Annotated in this window: 15 protein-coding genes, 1 other RNA gene and 2 other annotated features; of the genes, 14 read left to right on the top strand and 2 right to left on the bottom strand. The window is 43.3% G+C overall.

Annotated elements, in window-relative coordinates:
* Positions 1-16 precede the first annotated feature (16 nt).
* Positions 17-1,552 carry an SH3 domain-containing protein gene (locus tag NSQ43_RS12625; protein WP_339250713.1) on the bottom strand — a complete coding sequence of 512 codons (1,536 nt, stop codon included), beginning with the start codon at positions 1,550-1,552 and terminating at the stop codon, positions 17-19.
* A 150-nt stretch (positions 1,553-1,702) separates the two neighbouring features.
* Positions 1,703-1,932: a binding site (T-box leader), on the top strand.
* Between the two features lie 319 nt (positions 1,933-2,251).
* Between NSQ43_RS12625 and hisS the strand changes: the two genes are divergently transcribed.
* The 4 genes from hisS to NSQ43_RS12605 all read left to right on the top strand — a co-directional run bounded on the left by hisS (position 2,252) and on the right by NSQ43_RS12605 (position 6,439).
* Positions 2,252-3,523, top strand: coding sequence for a histidine--tRNA ligase (gene hisS / locus NSQ43_RS12620; protein WP_339250712.1), 1,272 nt, complete (start codon positions 2,252-2,254; stop codon positions 3,521-3,523).
* A 17-nt stretch (positions 3,524-3,540) separates the two neighbouring features.
* Positions 3,541-5,298 carry an aspartate--tRNA ligase gene (gene aspS / locus NSQ43_RS12615; RefSeq protein WP_339250711.1) on the top strand — a complete coding sequence of 586 codons (1,758 nt, stop codon included), beginning with the start codon at positions 3,541-3,543 and terminating at the stop codon, positions 5,296-5,298.
* Positions 5,299-5,392: 94 nt separating this feature from the next.
* A non-coding RNA gene (gene ssrS / locus NSQ43_RS12610) (6S RNA) lies at positions 5,393-5,577 on the top strand.
* A 94-nt stretch (positions 5,578-5,671) separates the two neighbouring features.
* Entirely contained in the window at positions 5,672-6,439 is a 768-nt protein-coding gene (locus tag NSQ43_RS12605; RefSeq protein ID WP_339250710.1) for a tRNA threonylcarbamoyladenosine dehydratase, read from the top strand.
* A gap of 298 nt (positions 6,440-6,737) precedes the next feature.
* On the opposite strand, the gene NSQ43_RS12600 is transcribed toward NSQ43_RS12605, so the two are convergent.
* Positions 6,738-8,018 (bottom strand): replication-associated recombination protein A, encoded by a 1,281-nt coding sequence (locus tag NSQ43_RS12600; protein WP_339250709.1) that lies wholly within the window; start codon positions 8,016-8,018, stop codon positions 6,738-6,740.
* A gap of 131 nt (positions 8,019-8,149) precedes the next feature.
* Here NSQ43_RS12600 and NSQ43_RS12595 point away from each other — a divergent pair, with 131 nt between their 5' ends.
* The 10 genes from NSQ43_RS12595 to mltG all read left to right on the top strand — a co-directional run bounded on the left by NSQ43_RS12595 (position 8,150) and on the right by mltG (position 19,447).
* Positions 8,150-8,569 carry an Rrf2 family transcriptional regulator gene (locus tag NSQ43_RS12595; protein ID WP_339250708.1) on the top strand — a complete coding sequence of 140 codons (420 nt, stop codon included), beginning with the start codon at positions 8,150-8,152 and terminating at the stop codon, positions 8,567-8,569.
* Between the two features lie 26 nt (positions 8,570-8,595).
* On the top strand, positions 8,596-9,732 hold the full coding sequence (locus NSQ43_RS12590; RefSeq protein ID WP_339250707.1) for a cysteine desulfurase family protein: 1,137 nt from the start codon (positions 8,596-8,598) through the stop codon (positions 9,730-9,732).
* Positions 9,733-9,753: 21 nt separating this feature from the next.
* Positions 9,754-10,878: a tRNA 2-thiouridine(34) synthase MnmA gene (gene mnmA, locus NSQ43_RS12585; protein WP_339250706.1), complete on the top strand. Its 1,125-nt coding sequence runs from the start codon at positions 9,754-9,756 to the stop codon at positions 10,876-10,878.
* Between the two features lie 11 nt (positions 10,879-10,889).
* The gene (locus NSQ43_RS12580; RefSeq protein ID WP_339250705.1) at positions 10,890-11,552 is read left to right on the top strand and encodes a tetratricopeptide repeat protein; all 663 of its coding nucleotides are present in this window, start codon (positions 10,890-10,892) and stop codon (positions 11,550-11,552) included.
* Positions 11,553-11,579: 27 nt separating this feature from the next.
* On the top strand, positions 11,580-14,021 hold the full coding sequence (locus NSQ43_RS12575; RefSeq protein WP_339250703.1) for an ATP-dependent RecD-like DNA helicase: 2,442 nt from the start codon (positions 11,580-11,582) through the stop codon (positions 14,019-14,021).
* Positions 14,022-14,061: 40 nt separating this feature from the next.
* Positions 14,062-14,267, top strand: a binding site (T-box leader).
* 232 nt (positions 14,268-14,499) lie between these two features.
* Positions 14,500-17,133 carry an alanine--tRNA ligase gene (gene alaS / locus NSQ43_RS12570; protein ID WP_339250701.1) on the top strand — a complete coding sequence of 878 codons (2,634 nt, stop codon included), beginning with the start codon at positions 14,500-14,502 and terminating at the stop codon, positions 17,131-17,133.
* Between the two features lie 81 nt (positions 17,134-17,214).
* A complete protein-coding gene (locus tag NSQ43_RS12565; RefSeq protein WP_283732267.1) occupies positions 17,215-17,487 on the top strand; it encodes an IreB family regulatory phosphoprotein in 273 nt (90 codons plus the stop codon).
* Positions 17,484-17,903, top strand: coding sequence for a Holliday junction resolvase RuvX (gene ruvX / locus NSQ43_RS12560; RefSeq protein WP_339250698.1), 420 nt, complete (start codon positions 17,484-17,486; stop codon positions 17,901-17,903). Before NSQ43_RS12565 ends, ruvX begins: the two co-directional genes overlap by 4 nt.
* Before the next feature lie 10 nt (positions 17,904-17,913).
* Positions 17,914-18,210: a DUF1292 domain-containing protein gene (locus NSQ43_RS12555; protein ID WP_339250696.1), complete on the top strand. Its 297-nt coding sequence runs from the start codon at positions 17,914-17,916 to the stop codon at positions 18,208-18,210.
* Between the two features lie 112 nt (positions 18,211-18,322).
* Complete coding sequence (gene mltG, locus NSQ43_RS12550; RefSeq protein ID WP_339250694.1) at positions 18,323-19,447, top strand: endolytic transglycosylase MltG; 1,125 nt, start codon at positions 18,323-18,325, stop codon at positions 19,445-19,447.
* The last annotated feature ends 1 nt before the right edge of the window (position 19,448 follow it).

Here is a 19,448-nt window from a genome sequence, read left to right as displayed (position 1 = left end):
GGGCTGCGGTTTTGCGTTAATTCTTATCGAAAAATTGAATGATCCCTTGATAAATCCCATGTGTTGCCTGCTCGCGGAACTTTTCAGTAATAAGGATCCGTTCCTCTGAAGGGTTGGATAGGAAACCCAATTCCACAAGAATCGAATTCTTCTTGTTTTCTCGAAGAACCAAATAATTGGCAGGTTGCACGCCACGATTTCGGAGGTCGATGGATTTTTCCAGTCCGCTGTTCACTGCTGCTGCAAATGCTTTTTGGTTGCTATTCGTGTAATACGTAGTGAATCCTGTTATCGATGTATTCGGGTTCGCATCATAATGCAGGCTGATAAAAGCATCCGCATTTGCTTGCAAGTTGGTGGAAACACGTTTACGTAAAGAGATGTACGTATCGGAATCACGAGTCAAGATTACTTTGGCGCCGGCGGCTTTTAACTTTGCAGATAAGGACTGTGCGGTCTTTAACGTGAGGAGTTTCTCATCAGTACCATGCAAACCTGTTGTTCCACGGTCATTGCCTCCGTGACCGGCATCAACAACAATTGTTAACCCTTTTAACGTACCCTTTGGACGATCCGATTTGCCGTCATTACTTTGTAAACCTGCTTTTGTAACTTCACCGGAAGAAACAACCCATTTAGCGATAAATGCATTTTCCCCAGTCGGTAAAGCCACCTTATACCAATCGCCTTCTTCAGCTACTACGGTTAGGCTCTCCCCTGCATTTGCCCGTTTGACAATAGTGGATGAGGTAGTCGCTGATTGTCTAATATTCGTTCCGTTAGTTAAAACAGTTACTTTACTGATTACCGAAGAATTAGATGGCTGATTACCTTTCGGACCAATTGTGCCGTGGAAGGAATAGACCCAAGCTTCGGTTTTGTTATCAAGTTTAATCTTAACCCAATTTCCATCTACTTGAACAATAGGGTAAACTTCCCCGTTTCGTATCAATCCAATTTTTTTCGAGGAAAGTCCAGGTTCTTGTCGAACGTTCAGGGCATCGACTGATACGGTGAACTGTTCGGCTTTACTTGTTTGCTGTTTTGAAAGAGTGCCGGCTTGTCCACTTTCACTTTTTGAAATTTCCGTAATGTAATCTGTATGTACCCATCCGTCATTTCCCTTACTGACGATGGAAGCCCAATCACCTTTTCGCCCGGTGATTTCTACTGCATCTCCGGCCATTAACTGCCCAATTACAGCAGAACTAATTGATGGCTCGATTCGGATATTCAAAGCATTCACTTTTGAGACAGCAGTCTTATTCGAAGTCCCAACCGCCCCTTGGTCCACTACAAGCCAAGACGCAATCCATCCTGAACGTGATCCGACTTTAACCTCATACCAATCCCCATCGGTTGACATCACCTCAACCCGATCACCTAATTTCATCGAACCGGTCACTGGATAAGTCAGCCCTGGCCCCGAACGGACATTAAGTGAATTGGTATTGATGATGACTGTTTCGCCTTTTGCAGATATTGTAGGAAAATCGTAGTTGAAGGCGATAATTAGGATGAAAGCCAACATCCATTTACATAATTTCGACAAACTATCACTCTCCCTTTCTACCATTGTAGAAGTTTTCCATAGAAAAAACCAGATAGAAATGAAAAAGGTTGACACTTCGTCTTTAAATGATTAAGATAGGTTTTAATTCAATTGATGTTACATTCAATCGAAAGACGAAATTAAAACAAAATTACGCTGATGACATGGAAAGTAGCGATATTGCGGGCTGACAAGAGAGGGGCGGACGTGGCTGAAATCCACCCTACAGACGGATATAGTGAACAACACCATCGAGGCTCCGTGCTGAACGAATCATATTCAGTAGGTGCGGACGGAACCGGCCGTTATCCGGATACGAGTGGGCATTTAAATGCCAATTTGGGTGGAACCGCGGAAGCTTGCAAGCTCTCGTCCCTTGTTTTTACAAGGGATGGGGGCTTTTTTTAGTTTCTGTAAAAAAGATGAATGAAATAGCGTTGGGGGTTTTTCCAGTATTAGTATTTCCGTTGATTGGAGCGGAAGGCGGCGAAGTGCAAAGATGTGCTCTCAACGCTTCGCTTTTGTTCGCAAAAGCCGTTCTTCGTAACGACTTTTCCTGTGGGATTAAGCGCGAATGGTGAGACCCCGCAGGAGTGAAACGACGAGGAGGCTCACCCGCGCCCCACGGAAAGCGTCCGCCTGCAGCGTAAATCAACAGTATTACATTTCATCTGAAAAGAATTAGGAAGGGGTAGTCAAATGAATTTTAAAGTACCAAGGGGGACGCAGGACATTCTCCCATCAGAATCATGGAAATGGCAGAGGGTAGAGTCGATTATCCGCGAAATATGCGATATATATCGCTACAAAGAAATCCGCACACCAATTTTCGAACAAACCGAAGTGTTTCTACGTACAGTTGGAGATACAACCGATATTGTAACGAAAGAAATGTACACATTTACCGATCGTGGAAATCGCTCAATGACGTTAAGACCCGAAGGCACAGCTCCGGTCGTCCGTTCATTTGTTGAAAATAAAATGTTCGGCTATCCGGACCAACCCGTCAAGCTATACTATCAAGGCCCAATGTTCCGATACGAACGCCAACAAGCTGGACGTTACCGCCAATTTGTCCAGTTCGGAGTTGAAGCAATCGGAAGTGCGGACCCTGCTATTGACGTAGAGGTAATCACTCTCGCATTGGAAGTGTATAAGCGTGCCGGTTTGAAGGATATTAAGTTAGTCCTCAATTCATTGGGAGACAGCGAATCGAGAAATCTGCACAGAAATGCGCTCGTTGAACACTTCTCCCCAAACATCGGGGAGTTCTGTAAGGATTGCCAGTCTCGTTTGGAGAAAAATCCGCTTCGCATCCTTGACTGTAAGGTCGATCACGAGAATCCATTAATGGCGACTGCTCCATCATTGACGAATTATTTGAATGAGGAGTCTAAAGTATATTTCGACCAAGTAAAGAGTTATTTGGATGATCTCGGAATTGCATATGAACTTGATCCGAACTTAGTGCGTGGACTAGATTATTATAATCACACCGCATTTGAAATCATGAGTACTGCAGACGGTTTCGGTGCCATCACGACACTATGCGGTGGGGGACGATACAATGGGTTGGCGGAAGAGCTTGGAGGTCCGGCGGCTCCTGGGATCGGCTTCGGCATGAGCATTGAGCGTCTATTATTAGCAATGGATGCGGAAGGAAAGTCATTCGAGCAAGAACCGGAGCTTGATGTTTATATTGTTACATTAGATACTGCTGCCTACCGAAAAGGTTTTAAATTATTGAATGAATTGAGAAGCTCTGACATCCGTGCAGATATGGATTACATGGATCGTAAAATGAAAGCACAAATGAAATCGGCAGATCGATTCAATGCGAAATCTGTAATTGTAATCGGAGAAGATGAAGTGAACAATCAAGTCGTTCAACTCAAAAATATGGGCGATGGTTCACAGCAAAAAGTATCCGATACGGAAATTATTGAAACACTAAAAGAACAGTTGAAATAAGGAAGGTTGATGAGTTTATGCAACGTACACATTACTGTGGAGAACTAACTGAAAATACAATAGGGCAAACAGTTACGTTACAAGGCTGGGTGCAAAAAAGAAGGGACCTTGGAGGGCTCATTTTTATCGACCTAAGAGACCGTTCGGGTATTGTTCAAACTGTTTTCAATCCTGATTTTTCTAAAGAAGCTCTTGAAATCGCGGAATCCATTCGAAGTGAATTTGTAATCGAGGTAAACGGGAAAGTAGTTGAAAGGGAAGAGAAACAAAAAAATGTCAAGCTGCCAACAGGATCCATTGAAGTGCATGTGGAAAACATCAATATCATTAACGAGGCTAAAACACCTCCTTTCATCATTGAAGACGAGACCGATGTAAATGAAGAAATCCGTTTGAAATACCGTTACTTGGATTTACGTCGTCCACAATTGGCAAAAGTATTCAAGATGCGCTCGGACATTACAAAAACGGTTCGTAATTTCTTGGACAGCGAAGGATTCCTCGAAGTGGAGACACCTATCCTGACAAAGTCCACACCAGAAGGCGCAAGGGACTATCTCGTACCAAGCCGTGTTCATGACGGACAGTTCTACGCATTGCCACAATCCCCACAGTTATTTAAACAAATGCTGATGGTTTCCGGGTTCGATAGATATTATCAAATCGCACGCTGCTTCCGTGATGAGGATTTACGTGCAGACCGTCAACCTGAATTCACACAAATTGATATGGAAATGAGCTTCATGACAATTGAAGACATTATCGAATTGAATGAACGGCTAATGAAAAAAGTAATGAAAGATGTAAAAGGAATCGATATCGAAATCCCTTTCAAACGTCTGCCTTACGATGAAGCGATGAGTAGATTCGGATCGGATAAACCGGATACACGCTTTGGAATGGAGCTTCAAGATGTCTCTGAAGTAGTTAAGGATTCTTCATTCAAAGTGTTTGCTGGGGCCGTGGAATCAGGTGGGCAAGTAAAAGCTATCAATGTAAAAGGTTCAGCCGATAACTACTCTCGAAAAGACATTGATGCACTTGGGGAATTTGCTGCACGTTATGGGGCGAAAGGCCTTGCTTGGCTAAAAGTAGACGCGGAAGGATTGAAAGGTCCGATTGCAAAATTTTTCGAAGGTGAAGCGGCTGATGCATTAGGGAAGTTACTTGATGCGAAAGAAGGGGACTTACTCCTGTTTGTTGCGGACAAAAAGTCGGTTGTAGCAGATGCACTTGGTGCCCTACGCTTGAAGTTAGCTAAGGACTTAAAGTTGATTGATGAAACGAAGTTTAATTTCTTATGGGTAACTGACTGGCCATTATTCGAATACGACGAAGAAGAAGGCCGTTATTACGCAGCGCACCATCCATTCACAATGCCTGCAGATGTGGAAGGTCTTGTATCGAATCCAAGTTCTGTAAAAGCACAAGCATATGACCTTGTTTTGAATGGCTACGAACTTGGCGGAGGCTCCTTACGGATATACAAGCGGGATGTACAAGAGAAAATGTTTAAGGCACTTGGATTCACTGAAGAAGAAGCACGAGAACAGTTCGGTTTCTTGTTAGATGCTTTTGACTACGGTACACCTCCACATGGCGGAATTGCTTTCGGATTGGACCGAATCGTTATGTTGTTATCCGGTTCAACAAATCTGCGCGATACAATTGCATTTCCGAAGACAGCAAGTGCGAGCTGCTTGCTGACAGAAGCGCCAAGCGAGGTAGATCCTTCACAACTTAACGAATTGGGAATTTCCATTCAGGCAAAATAAAGTAGTGGAAAAGTAACTATTCGAAATATGCAATAAATTACCTATGTGGAAATCGTTGAATACAGTCTAAAAATGTGATAGGATACTATTAATACGAATCCTGAAGTGTTCGTTATTTGTTAATCAGTTTTGACCGAACATTTTTATCGTAGGGAGCTTGTATTTCATTTCGGATGGAACGCCCGTAACTTTAGGGACTTCAGAATAAATGGATATGGCACCCACCTGCAGAGTGCGGGTTCAAAACGATACTTCAAAGACGGCACGTTTGGGATTCGTTAACGTATTTATACATTCAATTAATTCACTATACCCCTCTTGCGGACATGCGGAGGGGTTTTTGATTGATTCATATAAGAAAGGCGGAATTATAGTGTTACATCAATTTTCTCGTAATGAATTGGCGATTGGTCCGGAAGGCATCGATCGCATGCGCAATACTACTGTGGCTATACTTGGTGTTGGCGGCGTTGGTTCTTTTGCAGCTGAAGCTTGTGCACGCAGTGGTGTAGGTAGAATTATCCTTATTGACAAAGATACAGTAGATATAACGAATGTGAATCGTCAGCTTGTTGCTACTCTTTCAACGATTGGCCGTTCTAAAGTTGAAGTGATGGAAGAACGGATTGCTGATGTGAATAAAGATTGTGAAGTGATCAGTCTTCATATGTTTTATACAGAAGAGACTTACGAAGAAATCTTCAGTTATAATCCTGATTATGTGATTGATGCATCGGATACGATTAGTTATAAGATCCATTTGATTAAGGAATGTGTTTCCCGGGGAATTAAGATCATTTCAAGCATGGGTGCTGCGAATAAACTGGATCCAACTCGCTTTAGAATCGCGGATATTTCAAAGACACACACAGATCCGATTGCGAAAGTGATTAGACTTCGATTGAAAAAAGAGGGTATTAAGAAAGGTGTTCCTGTTGTGTTTTCGGATGAGAGTCCGATTGTTATACGGGAGGATGTTGTGGAAACGGTCGGAAAGCCTGAAGCGGCGATTCGTAAAGCGAAGATGCCGCCAGCTTCGAATGCGTATGTTCCGTCAGTGGCGGGGCTTGTTTGTGCGAGTTGGGTGTTGAATGATATTGTGAAGGATATTCCGATTGAGCGAGTGAAGGATAAAAAGTAATGAAAAGAGGGTTGTCCGGAAAGTAGTTCTGGACAACCCTCTTTTTGAAAATTAATAGACCGTTGCTTTCCGTTACAGGCGGACGCTTTCCGCCGGCATGGCCTCAGCCTCCTCACTTCGCTTCGCTCCGTTGCGGGGTCTTCAGCCCATGCTTTTCCGGCAGGAAAAGCCGTCACGAAGAACGGCTTTTGCGAACAAAAGCGAAGCGTTGAGAGCACATCTTTGCACTTCGCCGCCTTTCACTTCAAGCAACTGGAGCCACCTAATTACAATCAATTCTACATTCTATATATTATTATTATTTCCTAAATTCTTTTAGGCGTTGATAGATGCCCGCTAATTTTCTTTCTTCGCCGGCGTTTACGGGGGTGTAGAATTCTGTGTCTTTTAGCTTGTCGGGTAAGTATTGTTGATCGACCCAGCCGCCGAAGGAGCCGATTGGTGTATCATGCGGGTACTGGTAGCCATCATGTCCCAATTCCGCTGCTCCTGCATAATGTGCATCGCGAAGGTGCATGGGGATGTCACCGGTCTTTCCTTCGTTAATCGCCCTCGTTGCGGCGTCGACTGCTTTATATGCCGAATTGGACTTTGAGGCGAGACACATCTCGATAACGGCGTTCGCTAAAGGAATACGTGCTTCAGGCATGCCTAATCGAACGGCAGCCTCCGTTGCAGCAAGGACGTGAGGACCGACTTCTGGAGCGGCTAACCCAATATCCTCATAAGCCATTACAAGCAATCGTCTTGAGACGGCGATAAGATCCCCGGTTTCGAGCAGGTTTGCCAAATAGAAGATTGCCGCGTTTACATCGCTTCCACGAACCGATTTCTGCAATGCTGATAAAAGGTTATAGTGATGGGATCCTTTTTTATCACCAACAAGACCGATACGACCGATCAAATTATCGATCAACCAATCTTCGATGATGATTGTTCCGTCTTCTTCGTCACTTGCCGAAACAATAGATTCCAATAAAGTGAGTGCTTTTCGAGCATCCCCGTTTACGCCTTCCGCGATTTTTTTGATTTGGTCAGCCGATATCTCAATAGGGGTTTTCCCAAGACCTCGTTCTTTATCATGTATTGCGCGCTCTATAAGTTTGACGACATCCTCAGGCTCGAGCCGCTTTAACTGCAAGATTTCTCCGCAACGTGATCGGATAGCTGGGTTTACGCTATGGAAGGGGTTTTCAGTTGTTGCTCCGATCAGTACAATTGACCCTTTTTCAACATGCGGAAGCAGTGTGTCCTGCTGAAGTTTATTGAACCGATGGATTTCATCAAGAAACAAAATGACTTTTCCTGTAATCCTTGCCTCGGCAACTACATCATCCACTTCTTTTTTTCCGGAAACTGTGGCATTTAAAGAGATGAATGGTAATTGGGTCGTTCCTGCAATGGCATAAGCCAATGACGTTTTCCCGATTCCGGGCTCGCCGTATAGAAGCATAGAAGGGACATGGCCTTTTGAAATCATTCTGTAAAGTGCCGTGTCTTTTCCGATAACATGTTGTTGTCCTGCAATTTCATCTATCGTCTTCGGTCTCATCCGGAATGCCAGTGGTTCGTTGTGCAAAAAAATCACTCCCCGTACATCTGTTCCTCCATTATACATGAGTTAAAGGGATAAGTCATTTGGAGGAAGCGTGAAGGTCAGTTATGCTATAATATTTTGAAGTGTAGTTAAAGAAAAGGACGTTGGTTATTATGAGAATTTCTACGAAAGGTCGGTATGGACTTACGGTTGTTGTAGAGCTTGGAAAAAAGTATGGGGAAGGCCCTTTGCCTTTGCGAAAAATAGCAGAAGAGCAAAATCTATCTGAAGCTTATTTGGAGCAACTTATTCCTGCCTTGCGCAATAGCGGAATTGTAAACAGTGTCCGTGGTGCCTACGGAGGCTATAAGCTCTCGAAACCACCCTCTGAGATAACAGCCGGAGATGTGATTAGATTGCTTGAAGGCCCAATTCAAGTTGTTGAAGGAATTGAGGAAAGCAATGTACCACAACAGTCACTTTGGAATCGAATTGGGGAGGCAATTAGAGATGTCCTCGACAAGACGACGATACATGACCTAATTGAAGCAGAAGAATCTACAAATTTAGATGGTTATATGTTTTATATATAATCCTGTGAAGGAGAAGAAACAAGACGATGATATATTTAGATCATGCTGCCACAACTCCTATACATCCGGAAGTTAGTGCTGTCTATATGCGCGCAATGGACACTGTATTCGGGAATGCTTCAAGCATTCATACATTCGGTCGTACTGCTCGTAAACTTTTAGATGACTCAAGAAAAACGATAGCAGAAGCGATACATGCCGAACCGACTGAAATCATCTTTACTTCAGGAGGCACCGAAGCAGATAATATAGCCATTTTTGGCACAGCAAATTCGATGAAAGAAAAAGGTAATCATATCATTACAACCGCAATCGAACACCATGCGGTTCTGAATTCTTGTAAAGAATTAGAGAAATCCGGTTTTCAGGTAACCTATTTACCTGTTGATGAAAACGGAGTAGTACATGTACAACAAATAGAGGATGCACTAACAGATGAAACAATTCTTGTGTCCATCATGTACGGAAACAATGAGATTGGCACAATCCAGCCAATCAAGGAAATCGGAGAAGTACTGAAGGAACATCAGGCTGTTTTTCATACAGACGCTGTACAAGCATTCGGGGTAGTGGAACTAAATGTGAATGAACTTCAAGTTGATCTACTAAGTGCTTCCGCCCATAAGTTAAATGGACCTAAAGGGGTCGGCTTCCTGTACCAAAGAAAAGGACTTCAAACGAATCCACTACTTATTGGTGGTGAACAGGAAAGAAAAAGAAGAGCGGGGACGGAAAATGTGCCTGCGATTGCAGCCTTTGCAGAGGCCGTGAAAGTAGCCCAACAAGAGATGGTCCAAAACCGTAAAAAATATGCAGGCTTTGAAAAGGTCTTAATAGAGACTTTTGAAAAGAACAATGTAATCTACGAAGTGAATGCAGGGGGAGCGGAAAGACTCCCGCATGTTATCAATATAAGTTTCCAAGGAACAGATATCGAATCCCTGTTGGTAAATATGGATATGGCGGGAATTGCGGTATCGAGCGGATCCGCTTGTACAGCTGGGTCTCTCGAGCCATCCCATGTCTTATCCGCAATATGCGGGAGCGAATCTGCGAAATTAAGGAACTCTGTCCGTTTCAGCTTTGGACTTGGTCTTGATGAAGATGATATCCGAGATGCAGCGCAAAAAACATCGGACATCGTAAAACGACTAGTGAAATGAATTTAAAAAGGATGAATTACAATGAGAACTTTAACTAAACCGATTTCGGAAACGAGAGTAGTAATAGGAATGTCCGGAGGTGTTGACTCTTCTGTTGCGGCATTGCTATTAAAGGAACAAGGATATGACGTCATCGGTATTTTTATGAAAAACTGGGATGACACTGATGAGTTTGGGGTTTGTACAGCTACTGAGGACTACGAAGACGTAATCAGTGTCTGTAATGAAATCGGAATCCCCTATTATGCAGTCAATTTTGAACAACAATATTGGGATAAAGTATTTTCCTACTTCCTTGAAGAATACAAAGCCGGGAGGACGCCGAACCCCGACGTAATGTGTAATAAAGAAATAAAATTCAATGCGTTTTTGGATCATGCAATCAGCCTTGGAGCAGATTTCTTGGCAACCGGCCACTATGCCCAAGTCGTAGAAACAGAGCAAGGCGTCGCGATGTTAAGAGGGAAAGATGAAAATAAAGATCAGACTTACTTCCTTAACCAACTGACACAGGACCAATTACAAAAAGTGATGTTCCCGCTTGGGCATCTTGATAAATCGGAAGTTCGTAAAATTGCAGAAAAAGCTGGGTTAACAACAGCGAAGAAAAAAGATTCGACAGGCATTTGCTTTATCGGCGAACGGAATTTCAAGGAATTCTTAGGACAATACTTGCCGGCTCAACCTGGGGCAATGAAAACGATGGATGGAAAAACCGTCGGAAAACATGATGGCCTAATGTATTATACAATCGGACAGCGTCATGGCCTTGGCATCGGTGGTTCCGGTGAACCTTGGTTCGTAATTGGAAAAGACCTGAAAAATAATACATTGCTTGTCGGTCAAGGATTCCATCATGATGCACTCTACTCCGATAGCTTGACTGCTATTAATGTCAGTTTTTCAACCGCTCGTGAGATGCCTAAAACATTTGAATGTACGGCGAAATTCCGTTACCGTCAACCTGATACGAAAGTGGCAGTTGAACTGTTGGATAATGGCAAGGCCATTGTTACGTTTGCTGAACCCGTTAGAGCGATTACACCTGGTCAAGCAGTAGTGTTCTATGACGGTGAAGAATGTCTTGGTGGCGGAACGATCGATACAGTCATCAAAAACGGAGTGCAATTAGATTACGTAGGATGAGAGGTTATTCCATGGAATACAATGAAATTGGTATAAAAGCTCTTCAAGAAGGGGCATATGAAAAAGCGATAGAAGCTTTCATGAAAGCAGCCGAAGAGGAGCCGGACAATCCTGTAGGATACATTAACATAGCGAATGTTTTTGCTTCCCTTGGTGACACGGAAAGGGCGGAGCGTTTCTTTCAAAAGGCGATTTCTTTAGACGAAAATGCCGGTTCAGCTTTATATGGCTTAGGCAACCTCTATTTTACGAATGACCGTTTTGAAGAGGCAACTCGAATTTATGAAAGAGCAATCCGTGCCGGTTTACAAGAAGCAGATGCTTTTTTCATGCTTGGAAAAAGCTTGAAACAATCCGGCAATAGTAAACTTGCCTTGCCATATTTTCAAAGGGCGGCTGAATTGGCACCTGCTGACCTCGAAATCAGGTTGACCTATGGAATTCTCCTTGCTGAAATGGAACTATTTGAGGAGGCAAGAAAAGAACTTCAATTTATCCTTGAAAACGACGAGGAAAATGCCGATGCCCATTATAATATCGGTGTGTTGTATGCAGTTTCGACAAACCGGAAAGAGGATGCTCTTCATCATCTTGAAAAAGCATTCACACTGGAACCGGAACATACTCAGGCACGATATATTTACGACATGATCAAAATGGGCGAACAATCATAACAGTTGATGGTTAAGGTGGTGGAAGGTATGGCGGGAAAGACAGAGGCGATGTTCATAGTTGGAAGACCAGTAGTTACAATCTTCCACAATCCCGATAATCTATTTTCAATCGTCAAATTGAAAATAACGAAAACAAATAGCGGCTATGCGGATAGGGAAATCGTCATAAAAGGGAACTTTCCGCCCTTAGCGAACGAAGAGGATTATCGATTAACCGGCGTACTTGTCAACCATCCGACCTATGGACAGCAATTCGATGTCCACACCTTCTCCAAGGAAATGCCAGAAACTGAAACCGGAATCGTTCATTATCTATCAAGTGATTTATTCCCCGGAATAGGTAGAAAAACAGCAGATACGATTGTAAAGATTTTAGGAATGGACGCAATCCAGCAAATTTTAGAAAACCCATCTGTGCTTGACCGCATTCCGAAGCTTTCAGAAGAGAGGAAAGAAACACTTGTAACAGTATTACAGGAAAATTTAGGTTTAGAGCGGTCAATGGTCCAATTGAATGAATGGGGGTTCGGCCCCCAGCTATCCATGCGGATTTTCCAGACATACCGTGAGGAAGCAATTGAGCTATTAAAAGAGAACCCTTTCCGGTTGATAGAAGACGTTGAAGGAATAGGATTTCAACGAGCGGATGAATTAGGTAAACAACTTGGAATTACTGGTAGCCACCCTTCGCGAGTGAAGGCAGCGATTCTTCATTCAATTAACCAAGGGGTCCAGTCGGCTGGCCATGTCTATTTAGAGGCTGAAATGATTTTGCCAGAAGTGAAGCGCCTACTTGAAAGTAGCCAAAAGGAAGAAGTGACCTTTCAGCAAATTACACAAATGATTATTGAATTGGTAGAAGAAGGGAAGCTTTGCGGGGAAGGTAAAAGGCTTTATGTCCCTTCTCTTTATTTCTCGGAAATTGGCATCGCTTCGAAAATGGAACGGATAATGGAGAATGACCATGCCGATAAATTTCCAGTATCCGAAATCCGCAAAGCAATTGGTGAAGCCGAAGAGCGTCTTGGCGTCAGCTATGCAGAAACCCAGGTCGCAGCCATTCAGGAAGCTATTCATTCCCCAGCGATGATTCTAACCGGTGGGCCAGGTACTGGTAAAACAACTGTAATTCGGGGATTAGTTGAAGTATATGCCGAATTGCATGGCCTTTCATTAGACCCTAAAGTCTATGCGAAAAAAGAAGAAAGCTTTCCGATTGTTTTGGCTGCTCCGACTGGACGTGCGGCTAAAAGGATGTCCGAATCCACAGGTCTACCGGCAATGACCATCCATCGGCTTCTTGGTTTTACCGGCCAGGAGAAGGATGACGCAATCGGGAAAGAAGTGGAAGGGCGTCTCATCATAATCGATGAGATGTCGATGGTCGATACATGGCTGGCGCATCAATTGCTGAAGGCATTACAAAACGACATCCAAATACTTTTCGTCGGAGACCAAGATCAGCTGCCCCCTGTTGGACCGGGACAAGTCTTGAAAGATATGCTCCACTCCGGAAAAATCCCGGTTGTCGAACTGACCGAAATCTATCGTCAAAGTGCAGGATCTACAATCATTGAAATGGCACATATGATTAAAAACGGCGACTGGACAGATGACATCACTCGGAAAACAGGAGATCGTTCATTCATCAAAGCGTATGGAGATCAAATCCTTGAAGTCGTTGAACAGGTCATCAAAAACGCAATCTCAAAAGGGCACCATATTAAAAACATCCAAGTGCTTGCACCAATGTATAAAGGTCCTGCAGGTATAGATGGATTAAACAAAATGATCCAGCAGATGGTCAATCCGCCGGGTCCCGACCGGAAAGAAGTTGTATTCGGGGAAACAGTTTACCGGATTGGGGACAAAGTGCTCCAACTAGTCAATCAACCCGAAAGCAATGTGTTCAATGGCGACATGGGCGAAGTCATCTCTATCATCAAAGCCAGCGAAACAGTGGACAAAAAGGAAATGCTGATCGTTTCGTATGACGGGATTGAAGTGGAATATGAACGTAATGACCTAAATCAAATAACACTCGCCTACTGCTGTTCAATCCATAAATCACAAGGCAGTGAATTTCCAATTGTCGTCATGCCCGTCGTCCGAGGCTATCGAAAAATGCTCCGGAAAAATCTTCTCTACACAGGAATTACACGGGCTAAAAACTTTTTGATTCTATGCGGTGAGCCAGAAGAATTCATAATCGGCATTAACCGGACAGACGAACTCGAGCGCCAGACGACCCTTAAGGAAAGGCTACGCAAAGAATCTATCTTGGAAAATGAAAATATAATCGAAACAAACGAACAAGCAACACATGTCGAAACACAGGACAAACCTGATTTCGACGTTGTAGTAAACAAAAAAGAATACAGGTTAACAAGAGAAACAATTTTAGGTATTGACCCGATGATTGGTATGAGGGGAATCACCCCATACGACTTTTCCGAGGCAATCGATTGACACATCGAAATCTTTTCCCTATAATCCAAAGTATCACATAATAAATTCGTTGACGGAGAAAGTACGCCTATCACCATGTTCAGAAAGGAATCCCGAGGCTGTAAGGATTCCCATGGCCATTTGCCGGAAAGCTACTCCCGAGAGCAACTAATCCTTGCCGTCAGCCGCGTTAAGGCTTCTTGAGATACCGGTCAGTCTTATTACCGGTAAATTAGGGTGGTACCACGAAAAATCTTCGTCCCTTGTACAGGGGCGGGGATTTTTTATTTTTGGTTTTTTTCTATCTATTCTACAGATAGGTAAGTATGTCTAGTTGCTTGAAGTGGAAGGCGGCGACTCCTGTGGGGTTAAGCGCGAATGGTGAGACCCCGCAGGAGCGAAGCGACGAGGAGGCTCACCCGCGCCCCACGGAAAGCGTCCGCCTGAAACGCAAAGCAACGGTGGCAATAATTATTGAAATCATAAGGAGGAAAACCCCATGAAAAAACTAACATCAGCTGAAATCCGAAGAATGTTCCTTGAATACTTCAAACAACACGGACACAGCGAAGAACCATCAGCACCCCTAGTACCAATCGACGACCCATCACTCCTCTGGATCAACAGCGGAGTCGCAACCCTAAAAAAATACTTCGACGGACGTGTCATCCCAACCAACCCACGTATCGTCAACGCCCAAAAATCAATCCGTACAAACGACATTGAAAACGTCGGCAAAACAGCACGCCACCATACATTCTTCGAAATGTTAGGCAACTTCTCTATCGGTGACTACTTCAAAGAAGAAGCCATCATCCGTGCATGGGATTTCCTAACTAATGAAAAATGGATCGGCTTCGACCCTGAATTACTATCCGTCACCATCCATCCGGAAGACGACGAAGCATACGCGATCTGGAAAGACAAAATCGGCATTCCTGAAGAGCGCATTATCCGACTGGAAGGGAACTTCTGGGATATCGGCGAGGGACCAAGCGGCCCGAACTCCGAAATATTCTATGATCGTGGACCGTCATACGGCGATGATTTTTCAGATCCTGAATTGTACCCAGGTGGTGAAAATGAACGGTATTTGGAAATCTGGAACCTAGTTTTTTCCGAATTTAACCATAATCCGGATAACACATACACACCGCTTCCGAAGAAAAACATCGATACCGGAATGGGACTTGAACGACTTGTTTCCGTCATCCAGGAAGTGCCAACGAACTTTGACACGGATCTGTTTATGCCGATTATACAGTCTGTAGAAAACGTATCCGGTCAAAAGTATGGTGGAAATGATGAGAAGGACACAGCGTTTAAGGTAATAGCTGACCATATCCGAACTGTTGCATTTGCGATTGGCGACGGAGCATTACCTTCAAACGAAGGAAGAGGGTATGTATTACGTAGACTTCTACGCCGCGCAGTACGATTCGCAAAACAATTGGGCATTAATAAGCCATTCATGTACGAACTTGTTCCGGTCGTTGGGGAAGTAATGAAAGACTTCTATCCACAAGTTAAGGAAAAAGAAGCTTTCATCATGAAAGTGATCAAGAATGAGGAAGAACGCTTCCATGAAACATTGAATGAAGGTCTATCCATTTTGAATGGTGTTATGGAAAAAGCGAAAGCAGCTAACCATTCAGTTGTATCCGGTGAAGATGCATTTAAGTTATATGACACGTACGGCTTCCCGTTTGAGCTGACTGAAGAGTTTGCAGAAGAGTCTGGTGTTACGGTCGACCGTGTTGGCTTTGAGGAAGAAATGGAAAATCAGCGGAAACGTGCTAGGGCAGCTCGACAAGATGTCGATTCAATGCATGTTCAATCAGAAGTGTTAGGGAATATTCATGAAACAAGCGAGTTCATCGGCTATGATCAGTTAACTTGCGAGTCACAAATTACCGTGCTATTGCATAATGGAGAATTGGTTGCACATGCTTCCGAAGGGGATGAAGTCCAATTCATCCTTGAACGTACTCCGTTCTATGCTGAAAGTGGAGGACAAATCGCCGACAAAGGTATTGTTTCAAGTGACGCATTTGTCATCGAGGTGAAGGATGTCCAAAAGGCACCGAATGGCCAAAACTTACATTCCGGAACTGTGCGTTCTGGTGAGGTTTCGAATAACAGCAATGTCTATGCAGAGGTGGATGCTGATTCACGGAAATTGACGATTAAAAACCATACAGCAACGCATCTCCTTCACAAAGCATTAAAACTTGTACTTGGTGATCATGTCAATCAGGCTGGCTCATATGTTGGACCGGATCGTCTACGTTTCGACTTTTCGCATTTTGGTCAAGTTACAAAAGAAGAATTGGAACGGATTGAAGAAAACGTTAATGAAAAGATTTGGGAAGATATCACAGTTCAAATTGAACAAAAGCCAATCAATGAAGCAAAAGAAATGGGTGCTATGGCTTTATTCGGTGAAAAATATGGCGATGTTGTTCGTGTAGTATCCATAGGAGATTTTTCTCTTGAACTATGCGGAGGTTGCCACGTTCCGACAACTTCTACTATCGGCCTTTTCAAGATTGAATCGGAAGGCGGCATAGGTGCAGGTACAAGACGAATCGAGGCGGTTACTGGCAAACAAGCCTACCTTTCATTCAAAGAGGAAGAGGAGCTATTGAATAGCGCTGCGACAATCTTAAAAACGAATCCAAAAGAGATTGTAGCAAAGGTCCAAGCCACTTTGACGGAGGTAAAAGAGTTGCATCGTGAAAATGATTCACTTTCTGCGAAATTGGGGAATAGCCAGCTATCCGATATAATGGCAACGGCGCAACAAATTGACGATGTGACAGTACTATCAGCGAGAGTGGATGTTAAGGATAACAACGCCTTAAGGCAAATGATTGATGAATTGAAACAAAAGATTGTTAAAGGTGTAATTGTACTTGGTGCGGCGACGGAAGGTAAGGTTTTACTTGCATCCGGAGTGACGGAAGACTTGAAAGACGGGAAATTCCACGCCGGAAAAATCGTCAACCATGTAGCTTCGGAGTGCGGCGGTAAAGGTGGAGGGCGTCCAGATATGGCGATGGCTGGTGCAAAAGATGCTTCTAAACTTGATGTAGCCCTCCAATCCGTGTATGATTATGTCAAATCCGTTTAACGGGAAACAGGCGTCGGGTATAGAGTAAGTGGGACAGATATCCGATTAACAAACGGACGATTGGAAAGCGGGGTGTCGACTATGAATTCATACGACAAAACGATGAAATTCAACTTTCCTGAGGAATCAATGGAGCAAGAAGTGAAATTGGTCATGCTTCATGTGCATAAGGCACTAGAGGACAAGGGTTACAATCCTATTAACCAGATTGTCGGTTATCTTCTATCTGGCGACCCGGCTTATATTCCTCGCCACTATGAAGCCCGTAACCTCATCCGAAAACTGGAGAGGGACGAAATTCTTGAGGAGCTTGTGAAATTCTACATCCGTGAAAACGGGGGTAAATCCAAGTGAGGGTAATGGGGTTGGATGTTGGATCCAAAACGGTCGGTATTGCAATCAGCGATGCACTTGGGTGGACAGCTCAAGGCATCGAAACGGTTAAGATTGATGAAAGTGCCGGCCAATTTGGTATGTCAAGAATTCAGGAGCTTGCTAGTGAATATGCAGTTACTTCTTTCGTTGTTGGTTATCCGAAAAACATGAATAATTCAGTCGGTCCAAGAGGGGAAGCGTCCGAAAAATATGCGGAACTCTTAAAGGAAACGTTTGGTTATCCAGTTGTGCTATGGGATGAAAGGTTAACGACAATGGCGGCGGAACGGATGCTGATCGAAGCAGATGTCAGCAGAAAGAAAAGAAAAACAGTCATCGATAAGATGGCGGCAGTCATGATACTTCAAGGGTATCTTGATTCAAAAAATAGATGAGGTGATTTATATGGAACATGGACAAGAAACAATGACAGTAGTAGACGAGCACGGTGTAGAGCATGTATGTGAAGTTATTTTCACATTTGAATCGGAAGACTTCGGAAAATCCTATGTCCTTTACCATATTTTAGGCGAAGACGAAGTTGGCGAAGATGATGAAGTCGAAATCCATGCTTCAGCTTTCATCCCATCTGAAGATAATGAAGACGGCGAGTTATTGCCGATTGAAACTGATGAAGAGTGGGATATGATCGAAGAAATGTTAAACACTTTCCTTGCCGAAGAAGACGAGGACGAAGAATAATTTATATGTGCACGGACGGAATGGTGCAGGCCATTCCGTCTTTTCACTGTTAATAACTTTTTTACATGTTTTCAGTTCAATAGTTAGATAGCACGAAATGGGGTTACGCAGAATGGAAAATGGGTCAAAAAAAGAAGCGATGTTTGAAAAGATGCTCGAACAGAAAAAAGAAGTGAAAATTGTAAGGCGCATCGTATTTGTTCTCGCATTAATAATCATAATCGGGGGGCTTCTTGGTGGCCGTGCAGTTTATAAATACATAAACGAAGCACTTCAGCCTGTTGACCCTAACTCCGAAGAGATAATTGATGTCGAAGTCCCAATCGGATCAGGGTTAACATCAATTTCCGAAATGCTGGAGGAAAAAGGTCTCGTCAGGAACGCGAAAATATTCAAGTATTATGCAAAATTCAACAATGAATCACAGTTTCAAGCAGGTTCATACGGATTGACAAAGGCAATGACATTAGATGAATTAATTGAAAGTCTAAAAACGGGTAAAGTTTATAGGACACCAGTCTTCACGATGACTGTTCCTGAAGGCTTAACATTGGATCAAATAGCAAAGGTAGTCGAAAAACGGGCCGGAATTCCAGCTAAGAAATTTTTAGAGTATGTGAATAATGAACAAACAATAGCAGATCTTATGGGTAAATACCCCAATATTTTAACTGAAGAAATATTGGCGGAAAATGTTAGATATCCACTCGAAGGGTATTTATACCCTGCGACATATCCATTCTACGAAGAGAAGCCCTCAGTTGAAACGGTTGTTACAACGATGTTGGATGCAACATCCGCCAATGTTACACCATACTTCGCTTATTTGGAGTCGAACGGTAGGTCTGTCCATTGGTTACTTACATTCGCCAGTTTACTTGAAAGAGAAGCAACGGCAACTACTGACCGGGAAGTAATTGCGAGTGTCTTTAATAACAGAATGGAAAAAGGCATGATGCTTCAAACAGACCCAACTGTTTTATATGCGTTAGGCGAGCATAAAGATAGGGTTTTATTTGCCGATTTGGAAGTCGACGATCCATATAACACATATAAATACGTAGGTCTTCCTCCAGGACCAATCGCGAACTCTGGAAAGTCTTCAATAAAGGCAGTGGTTGACCCTGCAGTTACGGAGTATTTCTATTTCCTTGCAGATAATGAAGGAGAAAATCATTTCGCGAAAACATATGAAGAGCATTTGGCAAATATAGCAAAACACAGATCTGGTGACTGAT

Source organism: Sporosarcina sp. FSL W8-0480 (assembly GCF_037963765.1).
Lineage (GTDB): Bacteria > Bacillota > Bacilli > Bacillales_A > Planococcaceae > Sporosarcina.
This window is presented reverse-complemented; position numbering and strand designations above follow the sequence as displayed.

What these genes read in the sequence shown, in the direction of transcription:
- hisS (WP_339250712.1), top strand. Translation starts at nt 2,252, where the DNA reads ATGAATTTTAAAGTACCAAGGGGGACGCAGGACATTCTCCCATCAGAA.
- aspS (WP_339250711.1), top strand. Translation starts at nt 3,541, where the DNA reads ATGCAACGTACACATTACTGTGGAGAACTAACTGAAAATACAATAGGG.
- NSQ43_RS12595 (WP_339250708.1), top strand. Translation starts at nt 8,150, where the DNA reads ATGAGAATTTCTACGAAAGGTCGGTATGGACTTACGGTTGTTGTAGAG.
- NSQ43_RS12590 (WP_339250707.1), top strand. Translation starts at nt 8,596, where the DNA reads ATGATATATTTAGATCATGCTGCCACAACTCCTATACATCCGGAAGTT.
- mnmA (WP_339250706.1), top strand. Translation starts at nt 9,754, where the DNA reads ATGAGAACTTTAACTAAACCGATTTCGGAAACGAGAGTAGTAATAGGA.
- NSQ43_RS12580 (WP_339250705.1), top strand. Translation starts at nt 10,890, where the DNA reads ATGGAATACAATGAAATTGGTATAAAAGCTCTTCAAGAAGGGGCATAT.
- NSQ43_RS12575 (WP_339250703.1), top strand. Translation starts at nt 11,580, where the DNA reads ATGGCGGGAAAGACAGAGGCGATGTTCATAGTTGGAAGACCAGTAGTT.
- alaS (WP_339250701.1), top strand. Translation starts at nt 14,500, where the DNA reads ATGAAAAAACTAACATCAGCTGAAATCCGAAGAATGTTCCTTGAATAC.
- NSQ43_RS12565 (WP_283732267.1), top strand. Translation starts at nt 17,215, where the DNA reads ATGAATTCATACGACAAAACGATGAAATTCAACTTTCCTGAGGAATCA.
- NSQ43_RS12555 (WP_339250696.1), top strand. Translation starts at nt 17,914, where the DNA reads ATGGAACATGGACAAGAAACAATGACAGTAGTAGACGAGCACGGTGTA.
- mltG (WP_339250694.1), top strand. Translation starts at nt 18,323, where the DNA reads ATGGAAAATGGGTCAAAAAAAGAAGCGATGTTTGAAAAGATGCTCGAA.